15 protein-coding genes are annotated in these 20,096 nt (G+C 29.9%); 11 read left to right on the top strand and 4 right to left on the bottom strand.

What is annotated here, in order from left to right; translation table 11 throughout:
* Positions 1-23: 23 nt before the first annotated feature.
* The 3 genes from BTO06_RS06390 to BTO06_RS06380 all read left to right on the top strand — a co-directional run bounded on the left by BTO06_RS06390 (position 24) and on the right by BTO06_RS06380 (position 2,239).
* Positions 24-818 carry a hypothetical protein gene (locus BTO06_RS06390; protein ID WP_100924507.1) on the top strand — a complete coding sequence of 265 codons (795 nt, stop codon included), beginning with the start codon at positions 24-26 and terminating at the stop codon, positions 816-818.
* A gap of 202 nt (positions 819-1,020) precedes the next feature.
* On the top strand, positions 1,021-1,221 hold the full coding sequence (locus BTO06_RS06385) for a hypothetical protein (protein ID WP_100924506.1): 201 nt from the start codon (positions 1,021-1,023) through the stop codon (positions 1,219-1,221).
* 142 nt (positions 1,222-1,363) lie between these two features.
* Positions 1,364-2,239 (top strand): hypothetical protein, encoded by an 876-nt coding sequence (locus BTO06_RS06380; RefSeq protein WP_100924505.1) that lies wholly within the window; start codon positions 1,364-1,366, stop codon positions 2,237-2,239.
* A 2-nt stretch (positions 2,240-2,241) separates the two neighbouring features.
* Here the strand turns inward: BTO06_RS06380 and BTO06_RS06375 are convergent, their stop codons facing one another.
* Positions 2,242-2,607 (bottom strand): cupin domain-containing protein, encoded by a 366-nt coding sequence (locus BTO06_RS06375; protein ID WP_100924504.1) that lies wholly within the window; start codon positions 2,605-2,607, stop codon positions 2,242-2,244.
* A gap of 174 nt (positions 2,608-2,781) precedes the next feature.
* Between BTO06_RS06375 and yidC the strand changes: the two genes are divergently transcribed.
* A complete protein-coding gene (gene yidC, locus BTO06_RS06370) occupies positions 2,782-4,665 on the top strand; it encodes a membrane protein insertase YidC (RefSeq protein WP_100924503.1) in 1,884 nt (627 codons plus the stop codon).
* 142 nt (positions 4,666-4,807) lie between these two features.
* Entirely contained in the window at positions 4,808-7,255 is a 2,448-nt protein-coding gene (locus BTO06_RS06365; protein ID WP_100924502.1) for a TonB-dependent receptor domain-containing protein, read from the top strand.
* 52 nt (positions 7,256-7,307) lie between these two features.
* On the opposite strand, the gene BTO06_RS06360 is transcribed toward BTO06_RS06365, so the two are convergent.
* Both BTO06_RS06360 and BTO06_RS18670 read right to left on the bottom strand, forming a co-directional pair.
* A complete protein-coding gene (locus tag BTO06_RS06360) occupies positions 7,308-8,621 on the bottom strand; it encodes a serine hydrolase domain-containing protein (RefSeq protein ID WP_232731528.1) in 1,314 nt (437 codons plus the stop codon).
* A 247-nt stretch (positions 8,622-8,868) separates the two neighbouring features.
* On the bottom strand, positions 8,869-9,042 hold the full coding sequence (locus BTO06_RS18670) for a hypothetical protein (RefSeq protein WP_198517136.1): 174 nt from the start codon (positions 9,040-9,042) through the stop codon (positions 8,869-8,871).
* Between the two features lie 151 nt (positions 9,043-9,193).
* On the opposite strand from BTO06_RS18670, the gene fumC reads away from it, so the two are divergent.
* The 6 genes from fumC to BTO06_RS06330 all read left to right on the top strand — a co-directional run bounded on the left by fumC (position 9,194) and on the right by BTO06_RS06330 (position 17,404).
* The gene (gene fumC, locus BTO06_RS06355) at positions 9,194-10,591 is read left to right on the top strand and encodes a class II fumarate hydratase (RefSeq protein WP_100924500.1); all 1,398 of its coding nucleotides are present in this window, start codon (positions 9,194-9,196) and stop codon (positions 10,589-10,591) included.
* 176 nt (positions 10,592-10,767) lie between these two features.
* Positions 10,768-11,787, top strand: a complete 1,020-nt coding sequence (locus BTO06_RS06350; RefSeq protein WP_100924499.1) for a DUF4476 domain-containing protein — start codon at positions 10,768-10,770, stop codon at positions 11,785-11,787.
* 287 nt (positions 11,788-12,074) lie between these two features.
* A complete protein-coding gene (locus BTO06_RS06345) occupies positions 12,075-13,202 on the top strand; it encodes a cytochrome-c peroxidase (RefSeq protein ID WP_100924498.1) in 1,128 nt (375 codons plus the stop codon).
* Positions 13,203-13,454: 252 nt separating this feature from the next.
* On the top strand, positions 13,455-13,976 hold the full coding sequence (locus BTO06_RS06340) for an RNA polymerase sigma factor (RefSeq protein ID WP_100924497.1): 522 nt from the start codon (positions 13,455-13,457) through the stop codon (positions 13,974-13,976).
* Between the two features lie 56 nt (positions 13,977-14,032).
* Complete coding sequence (locus BTO06_RS06335) at positions 14,033-14,959, top strand: FecR family protein (protein WP_100924496.1); 927 nt, start codon at positions 14,033-14,035, stop codon at positions 14,957-14,959.
* Entirely contained in the window at positions 14,960-17,404 is a 2,445-nt protein-coding gene (locus BTO06_RS06330; RefSeq protein ID WP_100924495.1) for a TonB-dependent receptor plug domain-containing protein, read from the top strand. It begins immediately after the preceding gene.
* Positions 17,405-17,751: 347 nt separating this feature from the next.
* On the opposite strand, the gene BTO06_RS06325 is transcribed toward BTO06_RS06330, so the two are convergent.
* Positions 17,752-19,971 carry a TonB-dependent receptor gene (locus BTO06_RS06325; protein WP_100924494.1) on the bottom strand — a complete coding sequence of 740 codons (2,220 nt, stop codon included), beginning with the start codon at positions 19,969-19,971 and terminating at the stop codon, positions 17,752-17,754.
* Positions 19,972-20,096 lie beyond the last annotated feature (125 nt).

Below are 20,096 nucleotides of genomic sequence, written 5' to 3'. Positions count from 1 at the left end.
ACAATAAGTTAAATTCCATATAAATGAATCTTAAAAAACCTTTATTATTCCTCCTTTTTGTTGCCTTAAGTTGTAATAATGAAACCGAACTAATTGAATCTGAAAATAAATTTAACTCAAAACAAGAATCAGTTGCGCGTGGTTTAATGCATCCCACTTCTCAAGAAAATGATAATTTTGAAAAAACATTACAATGGGTTTCTTTTATTAGTACTAGAGCAATAATGAATAATCCGATATTGAGAATGGAAATGTATTCGATTCTTCAAGGGAGGAATGCTGTTTCTATACAAGAGTTATTAGGACCTAATGTCAATTCTAATTTTAAAACGAAGTTTATTCAAGAATTAGAGAACTATTCAGGGTCTAACAATTCGAATCAAATTGTACACAATACTCTTCCCGGAATTCAAACCCCTCCTCGACCGATAAAAACTTGCGAAGACAATTCACAAATTTGTTCTTCTCCATATCCAGGAGATCAAATTTTCGATATCTTCTGGAATGAAATATTGGTTGATCATTGCATTGAATTGTATTTCCCAAAAGGATTTAGTCCTTTAATTTCAAATGTTGATAATAACTCTATTACATCAACTGCCCATCCACTAAACACTAGTAACTTTAATGATGGATTTAAACACAATACAATTATTACAGATGATACTGACATTTATGGTGTAACTACAATTAGTACAATTAATACATCTTATTTAAATACTCCTAGAGATTTTGTTATTGTTGCACGACCAGTGCGCACCATTAGTAAATGTAAATATGATGAGTATAATCTCAATTTTTTAAGTTTTTTACCTTAAATTTAAAATACTAAAATAATATAAGAAAGCTACCGATGGTAGCTTTTTTTGATTCTATCAATTTGTAAATGATTGTAAAATCATTTACTTAAAAATTACCTCAACGAATTTGAAAAAAAGAGATACGCTTTTACAATCACTATTGTAAAAGGCTTTAATCTTCACAACCTTTACCTTAATTAACAAAATAAATTATTCTAAAATGAAAAATAACATTTTAAATTTCGGAAAAACATTAAGTAAAGTTGCCCAACAAGAAATCACTGGAGGAAGATTTACTATAATAGATCCAAGGCAAAAATGTATCAGGTTCTGTAAAACAGCAATGAACGGAGAAAGATGTCAATACGATCACTGTGGAATTTTAGTTTGTGATGGTAATGGAGGATATAACGAGGCTTAATATTTAAGTTAAAAAATCAACCAAAAAAATTAAGGATTGTAAGAATTTCTTCTTGCAATCCTTTTTTATTTACCTATTACTAGGTAAAGGCTGTACTGAAAAATAATTTATTTTTAAGCGTTACTAACTAATTTAATTTTCCATGAATTCAAGTAAACTTTTACTTTCATTTTTAATCTTATTTTCAATAAGTGCATTTAGTCAAACTTCAACAAATACTAAAAAAAAGAAACCCCAAAAAACAACAACGTATTATTATAAAAATTCTAATGGTATAGGCGAAATAGGGCGAATAAAACCAAAATCAACTTTAGTCCTAGGGTCTAAAATAAAATTAAAGGAGATAGATAGTGTTGGTATTAAAACCATAGGAACTCAAGCAGCTATTATTATTGTTAAGGAAGTAATTAATCATATTGGTACTGTCGTATATAAGCCTGAAAAATTTGCTAAAGAAAATAGCGCAGAACAAAAATTTATTTCTTTAAAAACAACTATTGACTTTAAAAAGTTGGATAATGAAAAACTTTACTATTTCAATCATAGCGAAAAACCTGATAGTAATAAGATAGTTATTGACTCTATGAATCAAACTTTTGAATTTTCAATCCATAATAATCCAGATAATGATCAATTCAAAATTCTAAAATTTGATGGTTATTTATATAAGTACACTGGTGTTAAATTAAAAAAGAAACACCATAAGGTAAATGTACTTCTAGATTTTAAAGTTAATTATTTTGACGAAGATGGATTTCTACAAAGCATTGATTTAAAAACAATCGAATTAAAAAAAATAACACCTGGAGGAGCAAAAGCAAAATTTACGCCTACAAAAAATGATATTTACAGATTTATTTCAACAAAATATCAAATTGCATCAATACAATTAACCGTGAACGAAGTTAACGCAAAAAAGAAAACATGGGACAAATGGTTAAAATTGTATAACGACAATAAAGATAAAATTAAGGATGCAATTGTAGATCAAATAGAAGGTGATGATGAAGAGGAATGAGTTCATTCCTCTTCTCTATTTACCAAATCCATAGAAAATGCGGGTAAGCAAATCGCTATGTACTCGCATTCTTCTTTAAAAGGGTTAGAGTACTGAATTCTTACATTTTTCTCGATTTTAATTGATTCTCCCGCTTCCAAAACAACGGTGTCTCCATCCACAATAAATTGCTTCTTCCCTCTAATAATATAAGTATACTCCTCAAATTCTGGTGTTTGAAAAGGTTCACTCCATCCTGGAGGTGCAACCATATGTGCAATACTTATTTTAGTTTCTTTGGTAGTAGCATTCCCAAAATGCTCTTCTATTAATTTCCCATCTGTTGTTGGAATCACAAATGGTGACTTTTGAATAGTATATTTTTTCATGTTAAAAAGAAAATATGTGTAACAAAAATAAAAAATGGAATACCAATTGTGCTATATAGAAGAAATAAATTAATTATAACTAAACAGCTAAAAAACGGCGTAGTTTTGCTACATTTGTCGCGTTTTTCTCAACCAACTTTTGAGAAATGACAAGTTGACATTTAATATTTATCGATGGAAGAAAAAAAATTTGACTTTAACTCTTTTATAGGAATGTTGTTATTAGGAGGGATTCTACTTTGGTGGATGAATTCTAATAAACCTGCAGTTGAAGAAGAACAAACTGAAACAACACAAACTGAACAAACAGTTGCGAAAGAAACAAGCACACCTGTATTAACGGATAATACAATTGCTAATGATTCTTTAAAACAAATCGCTTTACAAAATCAATTGGGTGCATTCGCTTATGGAGCGGCTAAAACAAATGAAGGCGATACTACAATTGAAAATGAATTAGTAAAATTGATTGTTAGTAATAAAGGTGGTCAAATTAAAGAAGCCTTAATTAAAAACTACAAAACTTACGACTCTTTACCACTTCATATTGTAAAAGATAAAAATGCATCTTTTAATATTACTTTCGGTACTACAGATAACAGAATCTTAAATACGAAGGATTTATTATTTAATCCCGAATTAACTAAAAATGGAGAGAACACAATTCTTTCGATGAAATTAAAAGTCTCTAAAACTAAATTTTTAGAATATCGATACGAGATTAAACCAAACGATTACAGAATTGGATTTACAGTTCGTTCCCAAGGCTTAAGTAATGTTATTAACACTGGACAACAAATTAACTTAACTTGGGATTTACAAGCATTGCGTAAAGAAAAGAGTATGCGTACAGAAAATATGTATTCATACTATTATTATAAAGAAGATGGAGATGTTGAGTATTTACAGATGAAAGATGATGAAGTAGCTAGTAATATTGACTGGATAGCCTATAAGCAACATTTCTTCTCAGCTGTTTTATCTACAGAAACTCCTTTTAACGACGCAAAATTAAAATCAGTTGATTATTTAGGTGAAGATCAGGATTCTGTTTTTACTAAAACTTATAGTTTAAATACACCTCTAGCTTTACAAAATGGGGAATTAAATTATAACATGGAATGGTTCTATGGACCAACTGAGTATAATTTATTAAAAACATATAAAGGAACTGACTTAGCAGAAATTTCTGATTTAGGTTGGGGAATTTTTGGGTTTTTGAACAAAACCGTGTTTTACCCTGTATTTAACTTTTTAAAAGGATTTATTGGAAACTACGGTCTTATCATCATTTTAATGACAATTGTTACAAGAATTATTTTATCGCCTGTACTTTACAAGTCTTATTTGTCCAGTGCAAAAATGAAAGTAATTCGTCCGGAAATGGAAGAAATCAACAAGAAATATCCAGGAAATGAAAATGCAATGAAACGTCAACAAGAAATTATGGCGGTACAACGAAAAGCTGGAGTAAATATGATGTCTGGATGTATTCCTGCATTACTTCAAATGCCGGTATTTTTTGCTTTATTCAAGTTTTTTCCAACGAATATAGATTTTAGACAAAAAGCATTTTTATGGGCTAACGATTTATCATCTTATGATATTGTTGCTAAATTACCTTTCGAAATTCCTTTCTATGGGGATCACATCAGTTTATTCCCAATATTAGCTTCTATTGCAATCTTCTTCTACATGAGGATGAATCAAAGCCAACAATCGGCGATGCAAGCTCCTCCTCAAGAAGGTATGCCTGATATGAGTAAAATGATGAAGTATATGATTTACTTCTCTCCTATTATGATGTTATTCTTCTTTAACAACTATGCAAGTGGATTAAGTTTGTATTATTTTATATCTAACTTACTTACAATCACAATTATGCTTGTAATTAAGAACTATGTAATTGACGAGGCGAAGATTCATGCTCAAATTGAAGAGAATAAAAAGAAACCTGTAAAAAAGAGTAAATTCAGGGAACGTCTTGATGCTGCTATGAAACAAGCTCAAGAACAGCAAGAAGCTCAAAAGCGCGCTACAAAAAACAGAAAAAAGTAAAAGTTAATATATCTTACGAAAAAGCTGCATTTGTTATGTTTAACAATGCAGCTTTTTTGTTTAACACACTTTTAACATCAAGTAAATAAACCTTTATAGAACTTCGCAGTCAAATTGTAATTAATTAACAATCATTACTGAAATGAATAAAATTACTATTCTATTTTTACTTGTTTGCTCCACCATTTTTGCACAAAATGACTCTAAAGTTAGTGTAAGCGGAAAAATTATAGAAGCAAGTACTAAACAGCCTTTAGAATATGCAACCTTCATTCTAACGGACATAAAAACAAAAAAAGTAACAGGAGGAGTTACAGATTTGAAAGGTAACTTTTCTATAAGCGTTCCTAAAGGACTTTATGATGTAAAAGTTGAATTTATTGGTTTTAACACCAAACAACTTCCTCAAAAACAGCTTTCAGAAAACATTAATTTAGGTATTATTACACTTTCTGAAGATGCAGAAGCTCTAGATGAAATTGAAATCATTGCTGAAAAATCTACAGTTGAGATTCGTTTAGATAAAAAAATCTATAATGTTGGAAAAGACATGACGATTAAAGGAGGAAATGCATCTGATGTTTTAGATAATGTTCCATCTGTAAATGTAGATGCTGAAGGAGCTGTGAGTTTGCGTGGTAATGAAAATGTTAGAATTCTTATTGATGGTAAGCCATCTGCTTTAGTTGGTCTAAATGGAACTGATGCTTTACGTAATTTACCATCAGATGCAATTGAAAAAGTTGAAGTTATTACATCACCATCTGCAAGGTATGATGCTGAAGGAACAGCGGGAATTTTAAACATAATTTTACGTAAGGGAAAAATAACTGGATTTAACGGTTCATTGAACTCAACAATTGGTAATCCTGATTTACTTCAACTTGGTGGAAATATAAATTATAGAACTAAAAAATTTAATATTTTCTCTAATGTAGGATATCGTTACAGAAAAGGTCCAGGGAATTCTCAAAGTTTCTTTACAAATTTTGATGATACAGGAGCCATTACAGACTACCGAAACGAAGATAGAGTATTTGATAGAAGAAGTAATAATTTTAATGGTTCTATTGGTTTAGAATATTACTTAACTAAAAATAGTTCTTTAACGGGAACCGTATTTTACAGAAAATCTAAAGATGATGATATTGCTACCAACTTTACTGAATTCTTTGATGCAAACTTGACAAGAATAGATACGCAAACAAGAATAGAAAATGAAAAAGAAGACGGAGTTGACAAGCAATATTCTTTAAATTACACCAACAATTTCGATGGTAAGGGTCAAAAATTAAATATTGATTTACAATATGGAAATAGCGATCAGGATGAACCTGCTTTAATTACAGTTGACGATGTTTTAAATGAGCAGAACTCACAAATAACAAGTACGGAAACTAAACTATTACAAATTGATTATGTATTACCACTTGGTGAGAAAAGTCAATTTGAAATCGGACACAAATCAGATTTACAGGATTTTTCTTCAGATTTTAGAGTTCGTGATGGTAATGGAAATGTTCTACCTGAGGATCCTTCAAATGCTATTACTTTCAAACAGAACATTTATGCCTTCTATGCGCAATATGGTAGTAAAATTAATAAATTCTCATACTTATTAGGTTTACGTTCAGAAATAACTGATATTGATTTATTAGTCCTTACAAGCAACCAGTTTTCTGATAAAAACTATACCGAGTGGTTTCCTACTATAAATTTTGGATATGAATTAAATGAGAATGATAATTTCACTCTTGGATATGCCAGAAGACTAAGAAGACCACGTTATTGGTTTTTAAATCCCTTCGAAAGTAGAAGTTCTGCCACGAATGTTTTTAGAGGAAATCCTGATTTAGATCCGACTTTCACAAGTTCTTTTGATCTTGGTTACAATACGAGAATCCGTAAATTTAATTTAGGAGCTTCTCTTTATTATCAATACTCTACTAATATTATTCAACGTGTTTCAATATTAGAGGAAAGAACAATTTTAGGCGTTCCTACGGATATTACTGTAAGACAACCTGTAAACTTAAACGACGAAACTAGATATGGTTTTGAGTTTACAACAAATTACAACCCTAGTAAAAAAGTTAGATTGAGTGCTTCTTTCAACTTTTTTAAATTTAATACAGATCCATTTACGTATGTTTATACTGCAGCAAATGGTAGTGAAGTAACTACAGAGTTAGATGAAGTAAATGAGAGTAGTTGGTTCACTCGTTTTAATGCTAGAATTACTCTACCTGCAAAAATTCAATGGCAGACTCGTATATTATATCGTGGTCCACAATCTTCTGCTCAATCAGATAGAGAGGGTATTTTTTCAACGAACTTAGCTTTTAGTAAAGATTTGTTCAAAGAAAAAGCAACTCTTGTTTTAAATGTTAGTGACTTGTTTAATACACGTAAGAGAGAAAGTATTACATATTTAGGAGAAAGAGAAAACCCAAGCTCAATTGTTGACGGAGCCTTTCAATGGAGAGAACGTCAGATATCTTTAAACTTTACATATAGATTTAATCAAAAGAAAAAAAGAGAACGTCCAGAAAGAGAATATGACGGTGGCGGTGAAGGATTTGGTGGATAATATATGGATTTATAAAAGTAAAAAGGCACACAAATTGTATGCCTTTTTACTTTTATTCTAATAATTTTCTTATCCTTAAAATATAATCTTTAGCATTTGTATTGGTAGCATCTGAAGCAAAAGATTTTTCATAATTTACTAATGCTTTTTTATAATTCTTATTCTCAAAATATCCTTTGCCTAGACTATCATATACGTAAGGATTTTCCGGAAATTCAGATACCATTAACTCAAATACTTTGATAGCATCATCTACTCTATTTTCATTTAATAATTGGTAACCTATAATATTCAAATCTCTAGCTTTCGAAAAATACTTTGAACTATTTAAAACCTCACTTTTGTAGTTTGCTATTGCTTTATCAGTTTCTTTAATAAAATCTTTTTTTAAAGTAGAAACTAAATTAATTTGAGGGAACTTTATCAAATCAGACTCTATTCTATCATATAAATTTGCCCAATCATAAAAAGCTTTTTCTGAAGTATTATTTACGATTAAAATCAATCCATAATTTGTATCAGGACAAATAAGTAAAACACTTTGAACTCCATCTGAAGTTCCAGTTTTCTTGTAATAAAATCCTTCTTCCTCTGCTAAATCAACATCCCATAAATAATCCGTTTTATCTCCTTCTCTGTCTGAATACAACTCTTTTGTGGATTCTTTGATTAATGGATCTTCGCTTTCTAATTGAAATTTCATAAACTTAATCAAATCAGGTAATGTCGAAATCATGGCCCCTCCTGCACCTAAGAGTATTTTTCTTGTTTTTGGAGCTTGATTTCCTTTATCATTATAACCTGTTATTAAAAATCTGCTTTCTTCTCTGCAACCTTCTAAATATGTGTCATTCATTTCTAAACTTTTCAAAAAAGATTCCAGTATGTTCTCAAAAGAATCTTTATAAACCTGTTCTAAAATGTATGCTATTAACTCAGAGCCAACAGAGTTATAGGTATAAAAAGTCCCTGGCTTCTTATCAAGTTCTACTGTTTTTAGTTCATCAAGAAATTCATCTATAGAATACTCAATTGGTTTAACTTCATATTTACCCTCAGATACGTCATTCCAAATCTTATCTAATTTTGGAGGTCTCCTTTCTTTGAACCCAAGAGTATGGGTTAATAGGTTTTTTATCGTAATAGGGATTCCTTCAAATTCTAAATTTGGATATTCTCCTTTTAAAAAACTTCTAATATCATCATCTAATCGAATCTTCCTCTCGATAACTGCTTTTGCAACAAGAGATCCTGCAAATACTTTTGAAATTGAAGCTATTTCAAAATGAGTACTATCATTAGGCTTTCCTTGATTTTCATTAATCTTGCCATAAAAATTATGATACGTCTCCCCATTCTTGTACACCGCAAGAGAAATAGAATTTACATTTCCTTTCTTCAGTGTTTCATTTGCATAATCTTCAATAAATTGTTTTTGTTGAGCGAAACTAGATTAACTCTCTATATTCTCCTTCTTTTCTGACTTTGGAGTTTGGAAACTTATTATTATCAAACTAATTAAGAACAGTACTATATTTTTCATAATGTAATTTTGATTCTTATAAATAAAAAAAGCCCGCAAATTTGCGGGCTTTTCATAATATATTTTAAAACTACTTTCCTTCAGCAGCTTTCTTAGCTTCTTTCTTTAATTTTAAGTTTTCCCAAATAGTTCCACCTATCCAATAAGGAACTACAAACGTTAGTAAAAAAATTAACAACCAAAAACCAGTTGTAAAAATAAACATGAATAATACTAATCCTGAAAATTGTGAAAAATCTAACATTTAATTTTGTAGTAAATAATTATTGAGACAAAAATAATATATATTTTCTTTATTATCTATCATTTTTATGAAATATTTCGACAATTATTTAAAGTAACAATTCTACTAGTTTTATTAACTTTGAAACCATTTATAAATTAATATTACAATAATGGAATATAGAATTGAAAAAGACACAATGGGTGAGGTAAAAGTACCTGCCGATAAGTACTGGGGAGCACAAACTGAGCGTTCTAGAAATAACTTTAAAATTGGTCCTGCTGGAACCATGCCTTTAGAAGTTGTTTACGGTTTTGCTTATTTAAAGAAAGCTGCTGCTTATACTAATTGTGAATTAGGTGTTTTAGCTGAAGAAAAACGCGATTTAATTGCACAAGTTTGTGATGAAATTTTAGCTAAAAAACACGATGATCAATTCCCGTTAGTTATTTGGCAAACTGGTTCTGGAACTCAAAGTAACATGAACGTTAACGAAGTTGTTGCAAACAGAGCTCATGAAATTGCTGGAAAAAAAATTGGTGAAGGTGAAAAAACGATTCAACCAAATGATGATGTAAACAAATCACAATCTTCAAATGATACATTTCCAACAGGAATGCATATTGCAGCGTATAAGAAAATAGTAGAAGTTACTATTCCTGGTGTTGAGCAATTAAGAGATACTTTACAAAAGAAATCTGAAGATTTTAAAGATGTCGTAAAAATTGGACGTACGCACTTAATGGATGCTACTCCCCTAACCTTAGGACAAGAATTTTCCGGTTATGTAGCACAATTAAACTTTGGTATAAAAGCTTTACAAAACTCATTAGCACATTTAAGACAATTAGCTTTAGGTGGAACTGCTGTTGGAACGGGATTAAATACACCTGCTGGATATGACGTTTTAGTTGCCAAGTATATTGCAGATTTTACTGGTTTACCATTTATAACTGCTGAAAATAAATTTGAAGCTTTAGCTGCACACGATGCTTTAGTAGAAACTCATGGAGCATTAAAACAATTAGCTGTTTCTTTAAATAAAATAGCAAACGATATTCGTTTAATGGCCTCTGGTCCACGTTCTGGTATTGGAGAATTAATTATTCCTGCAAATGAGCCAGGATCTTCTATTATGCCTGGAAAAGTAAACCCAACACAGGCAGAGGCTATGACTATGGTTTGTGCTCAAGTTATGGGTAATGATGTTGCGGTTACCGTAGGAGGAACTCAAGGTCACTATGAGTTAAACGTATTTAAGCCAATGATGGCTGCTAATGTTTTACAATCTGCCCAATTAATTGGAGATGCTTGTATATCCTTCGATGTAAATTGTGCTGCTGGAATTGAACCTAATTACGGAAGAATTAACGAATTAGTAAATAACTCTTTAATGTTGGTTACAGCTTTAAATACTAAAATTGGTTATTACAAAGCTGCAGAAATTGCTAATACTGCTCACGCAAACGGAACTACTTTAAAAGAAGAAGCTATTAATTTAGGTTACGTTACAGCTGAACAATATGACGAATGGGTTAAACCAGAAGACATGACTGGAAGTTTAAAATAGAAACTACCACATTTGAATAGAATATAAGAACCACAACATAAGTTGTGGTTTTTTTAATCAAATAAAACCACTGAAAATCAAACTAATAAAACAAACACAAAACAAATTTTTAATTAAGTTTAAATTATTGGCATGCTGTTTGAACGTATGGAACCGATAATTAAAAAACAAAACTTATGAAACTAAGAATACTATTAATATCAACTATGTGTCTCGTTGTTTCATCATTTGGACAAAAGAAGACGAAATACGAATCATTCAAGAATGAACTTACTCAGAATAAATATACAATAGAAGCAGTTTTAGATAAAGCGTTAAGATATTCTTCTAATAACGATATCTACGTTTCAGAATTACTTGACGCTTGTAAATATTTTTCTAGCGATAGACAAAAATTTAGAGTTTGTATGAATGCATATCCGAGAGTAATTGATAAAAGAAACTTTTTTCAAGTTTATGATCTTTTCAATAGCTTTTCTTTCGCTGTTAGGTTATATCATAATACTCAAGGAAACCAAAACACTATTTCAACAATTAATTATCCAAATGCGGATTATTACCATGGTGTTACAACAAATGCTTGTAATCAACCTTTGTCAGAATATCAATTCAGAAGTATTTTAAATGGAAGAAGAAATAACTCGAATTTAAACTTAAGAGAATTGAAAGATATCATCTCTAGAAATTGTTTCAGTACCAGTCAAATTATGAAACTTACAGAAACTTTACAATCGAACAGAAGCAGATTTGAACTATTACAATTTGCCTTTCCTTATTCATTTGATTTAGAAAATTTCTATTACACGGAACAGTTAATAAATGAGAATTATATAAAACAAAGATTAATCAGATTTATTGATAGAGAAATCGCTCAAATTAATCAGCAAGGATCTAATTTTAGTAACTGTAGACCTTTATCTCAAAATGAATATAATTATGTATTAAATTCTATAAAAGATGAGAATTTTAACAAAGAAAAACTAAAATTAGCAAAGCAACATTTTGAACGTAACTGTTTTTCAATTAATAGAATTAAAATTATTCTTAAAGAGTTTAGTTTTGATAAAGACAAACTAAACCTATTAAAAATAAGTTATCAAAATTGTCCTGATAAGGATCAATTTTATAGATTAAAAGAAACTTTAAGTTTCTCTAAATATAAAAGAGAATTTGATCAATTTTTATTAAATCGATAAAATTCATAATTCCACTTCATAAATAAAAACCACAACGAAATGTTGTGGTTTTTTTATTTCTATAACTGAATTACCAAAATTTTCATTGTAATAAATAAAGAGTATTTCCAGCTAACAAAAAAACAAAACACTCTTGTTCAGTTCTTTATAAACTTAATGTCATCTCTTTTTTTTAACAAATACAAAAATTAAAATAAAATAACTCGTTAAGGTTGGGTAAAACTATGGTTCCAACGTACTACAATAAATCACTTTATATAATAAACAAATTAATTCCACCGAAACACATGAAAAAATATCTTGTTCTATTTCTACTATTTTCAGTTATTTTTATTTCTTGTTCAAATAATGAAGAAGATGAATATGTAGATATCATAGCTGATAATCCAACAGATGATATCAATATTTTAAGTCTTCCAGCAACACCTTTTAATTACGCCAATATTGTCTTACCGAATTCATTTCAAAATAACGCTGTACGAAATGAGGATAACACACCAATTAATAATCCTATAACAGATCACGGTGCTACTTTAGGTAGAGTTTTATTTTATGATAAGAATCTTTCGAAAAATAGCACTATTTCTTGTGCTTCTTGTCACGTACAAGCGAATGGATTCTCTGACCCTAACAAATTCAGTACTGGATTTGAAGGTGGTTTAACTGGTAGAAATTCAATGGGATTAGCCAATGCTAGATTTTATCAAAATGGACGCTTTTTCTGGGATGAAAGAGCCGAAACTTTAGAAGAACAAACCTTAATGCCTGTCCAAGATTTAGTAGAAATGGGATTAACACTTACAGAACTTGAAGATAAACTTTCACAGGAAGAATATTATACTTCATTATTCACAAACGCGTTTGGTGACGCAACCATTACTAGCGAAAGAGTTGCCTTAGCATTATCACAATTTATTCGTTCCATGGTTTCTTTTGAATCTAAATTTGATGAAGGGTTAGCACAGGTTAATAATATTATAAATGACTTTCCAAATTTTACAGCTTCAGAAAACAGAGGAAAAGCGCTTTTTATTAGTAACCGTTCACGTTGTTTTGATTGCCATAATACTACAGTTTTTGTTGGAGACGCTCCAAGAAACATTGGCTTAGATTCAATTATTACAGATGGAGGTGCTGGTGGAGGAAGATTTAAAGTTCCTTCATTAAGAAATATTGAATTAACAGCTCCATATATGCATGACGGTCGTTTTTCTAATCTAGAACAAGTAATTGAGCACTACAATAGTGGTGTACAAAACAGTCCTAACTTAGATAACAGATTAAGACAAGGAAATGGTGTACGTCGCTTAAACTTATCCGATGCCGAAAAACAATCTTTAGTTGATTTCCTATTAACACTTACAGACAATAATTTTATTACTGACGAGAAATATGGCAATCCTTTTATTGAATAAAATAATCTGTCTTCTATTAAAAATCAATTTAAAACTCAGTAAAATTAAAAAACTCTAAAAATTAAGTGTCCTTTATTTTAAATCCAATGATTATTTCACTCTTCCTTTAAATTAAAGAAAAACGTGAAGTAATCTTATTTTTAGTCAGAACACAAGTTCATAAACATAAAAATTACTTTTTTGAATTCTCTGATTACAAAAACAGCAATCCTCAAAAATTATTCTATATTTACTTGCATCAATTTGGACACAATGAAGAGCAATTTCTCTGTTTGCGAGGAACATGTTTATGATAACTTATATAATACTCATGCTGAAAGTTTGAGAAACCATCTATATTTTAAGTTTGGAGATTTAAATCAGGCTGAAGACATTGTTCAAGAAGCTTTTATTAAACTTTGGCAAAAATGTAGCAGTGTTATTTATGAAAAAGCAGCAGCTTTTTTATATACTGTTTCTAAAAACTTGTTTATTGATGTGATTCGATCTAAAAAAGTAGCATTGAAATTCGAAAAAAACAGTATTACTACACATGATCTTGAGGATCCTTATTTTCATTTGAGGACAAAGGAATTTCAACAAAAATTAGAAACTGCAATTTCTGAGTTACCAGAAAAACAAAGAGAAGCTTTTTTATTAAATAGAATTGAAAAACTAACTTATAAAGAAATAGCTGAACGACTTGAAATTAGTCAAACCGCTGTTGAAAAGCGTATTTCCAAAGCATTAATAAAACTTAAAGAAATAACTGAATTACAAAAACGTTCGATATAAAGTTGGGTAATTGAACTTATAAAACGTTCTAAAATTGAATAGCAAAATGTTTAAGCGTGAATAAAAAATTACTTAAAGATAATTTAATTGCTAAATGGCTAGATAATAGTTTAAGTGAAGAGCAAAGAAAGGAACTGGAAAGCTCTAGAGAACTAGATGAGCTTAAGATTGTTTTGGATGAAATTGATAATTGGAAAGTTAAAAAATTTGATACTGAAAACGGTTTAGCCAAACTTAAGGAACGAAAAAAACTCGTCATTGCTCCTACTCCTCCAAAGAAAGCTAACATTACTAATCGTTGGTTACAAATCGCTGCAAGCCTGCTAATTTTATTAAGCGCTGGGTATTTTTCATGGGATCTCTTTTTTATTCAAACCATTACAATAAAGACACAAATTGCAGAAAACAAAACTGTTGAGTTACCTAGTGGTTCTAAAATAAAACTGGACGCACTATCTGAAATATCTTACAAGGAAAAAAACTGGAATGATAATCGAACTGTACATTTAGATGGACAAGCATTTTTTGATGTTTCTAAAGGATCTTTGTTCAAGGTAATTACAGATAGAGGAAATATTAATGTTTTAGGTACACAATTCAATGTAAATACTTCTGATACTGCTTTTGAAGTAATCTGTTATGAGGGTAAAGTAAAAGTAACTTATGAAAGTGACGAGTTAATTTTAACCAAAGGTAAATCTGCACTCGTTCAGAAAAATCAACTAAAAGAAACAACTCATGTAAATACAGCTCCAAACTGGACGAATGGTTATAGTAAATACAATAAGACTAGCTTACCTGATGTCATTAAAAATTTGAAAAAATACTATAACATAAATATCCAATTACCTAAAAAGTACGAACATTTAGAATTCTCAGGAACTTTAACTCATAAAAACTTAGATACGGCATTAGAAACTTTATTTGTTACTATGGAAATAAAGTATGAAATTGGTAATGATAATACCGTAATATTTGAATAAATGAATTTGAGATTTTTCTCTTATCAATTACTTTTTTTTATTTGTTGTTTAGCCATATCTAACGCTCTTTTAGCACAGAATAGTAATCGTATTACACTTTCAAATAAACTGTATCAAATTGAAAAAAAATTCAATATAAACCTTTCTTATAATCATACCTTCTTTAATACTATTCTTTTAGAGGATGATTTTAACTGTGCAAGTATTTCAGAATGTATTACCATAATTGAGGGGAAGATTCCGGTTAAATTTGAGAAAAAAGACACGAATTACCTAGTTATTCCTCTTCGAAAAGATTTCAGTTTTTCAATCATTGAAGATGAAACGAATGAATCTATTACTTCTTTAGTATATCAAATTCAGAACAAGCCGAAACAAAATTTAGAACTTTCCAATGAAGTTTTTACACTTAAAAATATATTTCCTTTAGATTCAATACATTTAGAATCCTACTTTCATGAAACTATTCATATACAAGCAAGAGATTTAGAAAGAAATACTCCTTTGAAGTTCTACACTAAACGATTTCGTTTAGATGAAATTGTTTTAACGAATTATTTAACTAAAGGTATAGACTCAAAAATTGGTGATCATAGTATACAAATTCAAACTAAAAGATTAGGTTTATTGGCGGGAGAAACAGACGGTGATATATTTAATGTTATCAGTAATATTCCTGGCATACATTCACCAAGTGGAAAATCGGGAAATTTGAATTTTAGAGGTAATACTTATGATCAAAATTTAGTTCAAATAGATGACATTCCTATTTACCATTCAGGTCATTTTTTAGGCGCAATCTCACCTTATAATGCGGCTGTAATAGATAATATCGAAATCCAGAGAAATATGCTACCTGTGAAATTTGATGGTCGCGTTGGAGGTTTAATTAATATGAAAACTAAAAATAAAATTCCTAATAAAAATAGTTATGAAATTATAGGGAATACTTTATTTACAGGTATTGCGGTGAACACAAAACTAATAAAAGATAAACTTTCACTTTTAGCTGCATACAGAAGGAGTTACCCAGGATTTAATTCTCCTAAGTTAGAAACCATTTCAACATTAATATTTCAAGGTAGTCGAATTGAAAATGTTGTAGGCTCTACAAATCTTGATATTGGTTTTTCGGATATGAATATAGCTCTGAATTATAAAATCAATGAGCGACATTCTGCATCAGTAAGTTTTATAAATATTGAAAATGATTTATTTGCTGAAGTAAGAGAAGTGCAAAATCCAAATCAAACTGATTTTATAGATTTAGACTTAGATAACTGGGGAATAACAGGTAAATGGAAAGCACAACACTCTGATAAATTTAATACTGAATTAAGATTTAGTAAATCGAATATGCGTATTAATAACATTAGTGAAGGATTTAACCGAGATCAACGTAACAGTTTACTTAAATATGAAAATACAATTACTGATACCCGTTTTATCGCAGAAGCCAGTTATAATTTTAATCAAAACACAAAACTAGATGCTGGTTATAATGTGATTAACCATGAATTGACTAGAAATGAAATGGAGCAAGAAAATAATCTGGATGTAAGAAGAGATCAAAAAGCAATCATTCATTCAACTTACCTTTCATTACACAAAAACTGGAAAGATAAATTAGATGTCAATTTGGGAATTCACAATAATTACTATGTTCCATCTGGTGAGTTCTTCATGAACCCTAGGCTTACAGCTAGTTATGCCATAAACAATAAATTATATCTAAAATCTTCTTTTGGAACTTCAAATCAGTTTATACAAAAGAAATTCGTAAATGATTTTGATGATTTTAATATTACCAATCAATTTTGGTTTTTACCAAATAGAGAAATTGCTCCTTTAAAAGGAACACAGTTTATGGTTGGAGTTGTATTGAATAAAAAAAAATGGTTAATTGATTTAGAATTTTTCACAAAAAGATCGAATAATATAACATTAAAAATAGAAGATATTCGCGGAAGTATTTCAAGTATAGGTGCCGATATATTTGTAAAAAAGAAATGGAATAATATAGAAGCATGGGCTAGTTATTCTTTAAGTAAAACAGAAACAACCTTTCGACGCACTACTTCGGATGCCTTTTTCGACCAGCGACATATTTTAAACTTAACAAACTTGATAAATGTTGACCGATGGAAATTTGCAGTTTCTTGGCGTTATTTCTCAGGAATGCCCGTGATTTATCCTGATGATCCTAATATTGATACTTCTAACTTATCACTTTCAAATCGTTTTGACGGGTCTCATCAACTAGATTTTTCTTCTTCTTATACCTTCTACAATACTTCTAAAAGTTTTAAAACAGTAATAGGTTTATCCATCTTAAACGTTTATGACCAAGATAATACGGTGAATATTTTTCAAAACCCGACTCCTAATACATTTCGAAAAACAAGTGGCTTTGCTCCTAATCTTCAAGTTAATTTTTCATTTTAACGAAGTAGGTATTTCATACTACATGGAATAATTTAAAAACTGATTACTTTTAAAAAAATAAGAACTTTAATAATAGCAAACCTTCACTTAAAACTAAATCATGATGATAACACAAAAAAGTTTTTAAAACATAGGTTGGATAAAACCATTTCAAATGTACAATAAACTAATGCATAAAATATTACTTTTGGTTTAGACCTAGGTTTGATGAATTAGCTATAACTTGAAAACTCTAGCTAAAATCGATCTGACGCCAATAAAATTTTAAATACTAATTGATAATTAATATTTAAGAAGATACAATTGAAGGGTTGCAATTAGGATATCAAATCATATAATCTTAATTTTTAAAATTTATATTGAATTGAAGCCTTTAAGAAAAACGGTGTTCCTGGTGTAAAGTGAATCTCTTCTACTGGATTAACTTCATTCTGTAATCTCGATTCTGTTGCGAATTGAGTTTCATTCCAATCTACATCAAATAGATTCTGAACTTGAACTCCCAAACTTACATCTTTCCAACGGTAACCCATATTTAAATCTGCAACAGTATAACCTTCTGCAACAATAGAATTATCCTTATTCGCTGGACGATCATCGATATGACGAATATTTATTCCTCCATAAAATCCATCTTTAAAGTTTACATTTATTCCACTAACTAAAGTAAAATCTGGAGCTAATGGAATAAAATTTTGTCCGTCAGGATCATTAATTGATCTTGCATGAGTATAATTTGCATCAACGCTCCAGTATAGCCAAGATAATGGCTGGTAACGATAACTTACATCAATTCCTTGACGTCTTGTTTCTCCACTCGGTTCTACAATTCCAGCATCCCCAACGTAAACAAATTCTTGTTCTACATATAAATACCAGTAAGCTAAATTGAAAAACATTTTCGATGTTGGCTTCCACACTAAGCCAGTATCAAAACCATAAGTTGCCGGTAAAATCTCTCTACCTTCTTCAGCTACTACTACCCTAGTATCATTTGAATGAAATCCTTTACCCGTTTTTACATAAAATTGTAAATTATCTAAATAATCATAAATAACATTAAACTTAGGACTAATTATTGCTTTTGATTCTTTCTGAGTTTCATATTGAGTTTGCAAGGCATCGTTATATTGGAAATTAAAATAGTCTAATCGAGCAGATGGATTAAATGTCCATTTACCAAATTCTATAGTTGTACCAATGAAACCACCTAAGTTAGTCTCGTTAATATCTCCAAATTGTATTCTCTGAAGTGTTTGACGACGATTCAATGTTCTAGATAACTCGTTACCAAAGCTTCTGTCATTTCTTAAACTGATGCCCGCATTCCAATGTCCATTAAATTTATCTCCTGAAAATACCTTTTTATATTCACTCGAAACTCCAAAAATTGTTCGATCCTCCTTTTGTTTTATTTGATCTCCATTTACAGGATCTTCAAGGAAAAAAGTGAAATTAGAGAATAACTGGAAATCATATTTACTGATGTATCCAAAACTTTTCAACGTTTCAGAATCGCTTATCATTTTATCATAATTAATTAAGATATTACTTCTAGACGTATTACCTCCTTCAGTATCATCAATTGCTCCAAAGCGGGTAATTAACCCTCCATCAACTGCTCTTTGCGGAATCTGTCCAGAAGCATCCCATTTACTAATAAAGTGAGATAGAGTAACTCCTAATTTATCCGTTGGGTTTAAATATCCTGAATACTTTCCAAAAACGTTTATTCTACTAAAATTCTGAGGACTTTCAAAAGCTCCATCTGTTGCTAAATATTCTGTAGAAATATATGCATTATGCTTGGCCCCATTCAAAACATTAAACATTCCTAACAAACGAAACGTATCAAATTGCCCTCCTTCTAGTTTTATAGAACTTTTATCTAATCTTTCTTTGGTTTGAAATTGTACATAACCTGCTGTTGTAAAATTTCCTTTGTCTTCATAATATGCTCCTTTTCCAAAATCAATTTTATCTACAGTTTCCGGAATTACAAAATGTAAATCAGAATACCCTTGTCCATGCGCATGAGAAACCATATTCACAGGTAAACCATCTACAGAAAGATTAATATCAGTTCCATGGTCTATATCAAAACCGCGTAAAAAAATCTGTTCAGCTTTACCTCCACCAGCATGTTGACCGATAAATAAACCTGGAACTTTGTTTAAAATTTCCTGAGAGGAATTAACAGGATTTGTTTGAATATCTATATCTATTATTAAATTTAAAATATCTACTCTTGGTGCTAATACTACTTCTTCAAGAGCTATTGATTTCAACTTTAACTTAATCACTAGTTCTTTAGTTAAGCTTTTAACTACATATGATTTGCTCTCAAATCCTATGTGAGAAAAATACAGCGTGTCTCCTATGGAAACGTTTTCAAGTATAAAACTCCCAAACTCATCAGAATGGGAATGCTTATCTGCTTTTTTATTTAAGATGTTAACCTCTTGAAGTGGTTGGTTTTTATCATTTACAACCTTTCCTTTGATCGTTTGAGCTATGAGTGTAATAGAGAAAAAACACGATACAATCGTGTATACTATTGTTTTCATTTTCAGGTAATATTTGATTAATAGAACTAAAGAAACCATCCCTTAAAAATTATGATTACTATAGGATACTCACTTACTATTTTATCATAATCTTGTAGACAATTAACTCTTTGTAGTTAACTGGC

It is taken from the genome of Tenacibaculum sp. SZ-18 (assembly GCF_002813915.1).
In the GTDB taxonomy this organism is placed as follows: domain Bacteria; phylum Bacteroidota; class Bacteroidia; order Flavobacteriales; family Flavobacteriaceae; genus Polaribacter.
Note: the sequence above shows the minus strand (reverse complement) of the source record. Positions and strands in the feature narration are given on the sequence as shown.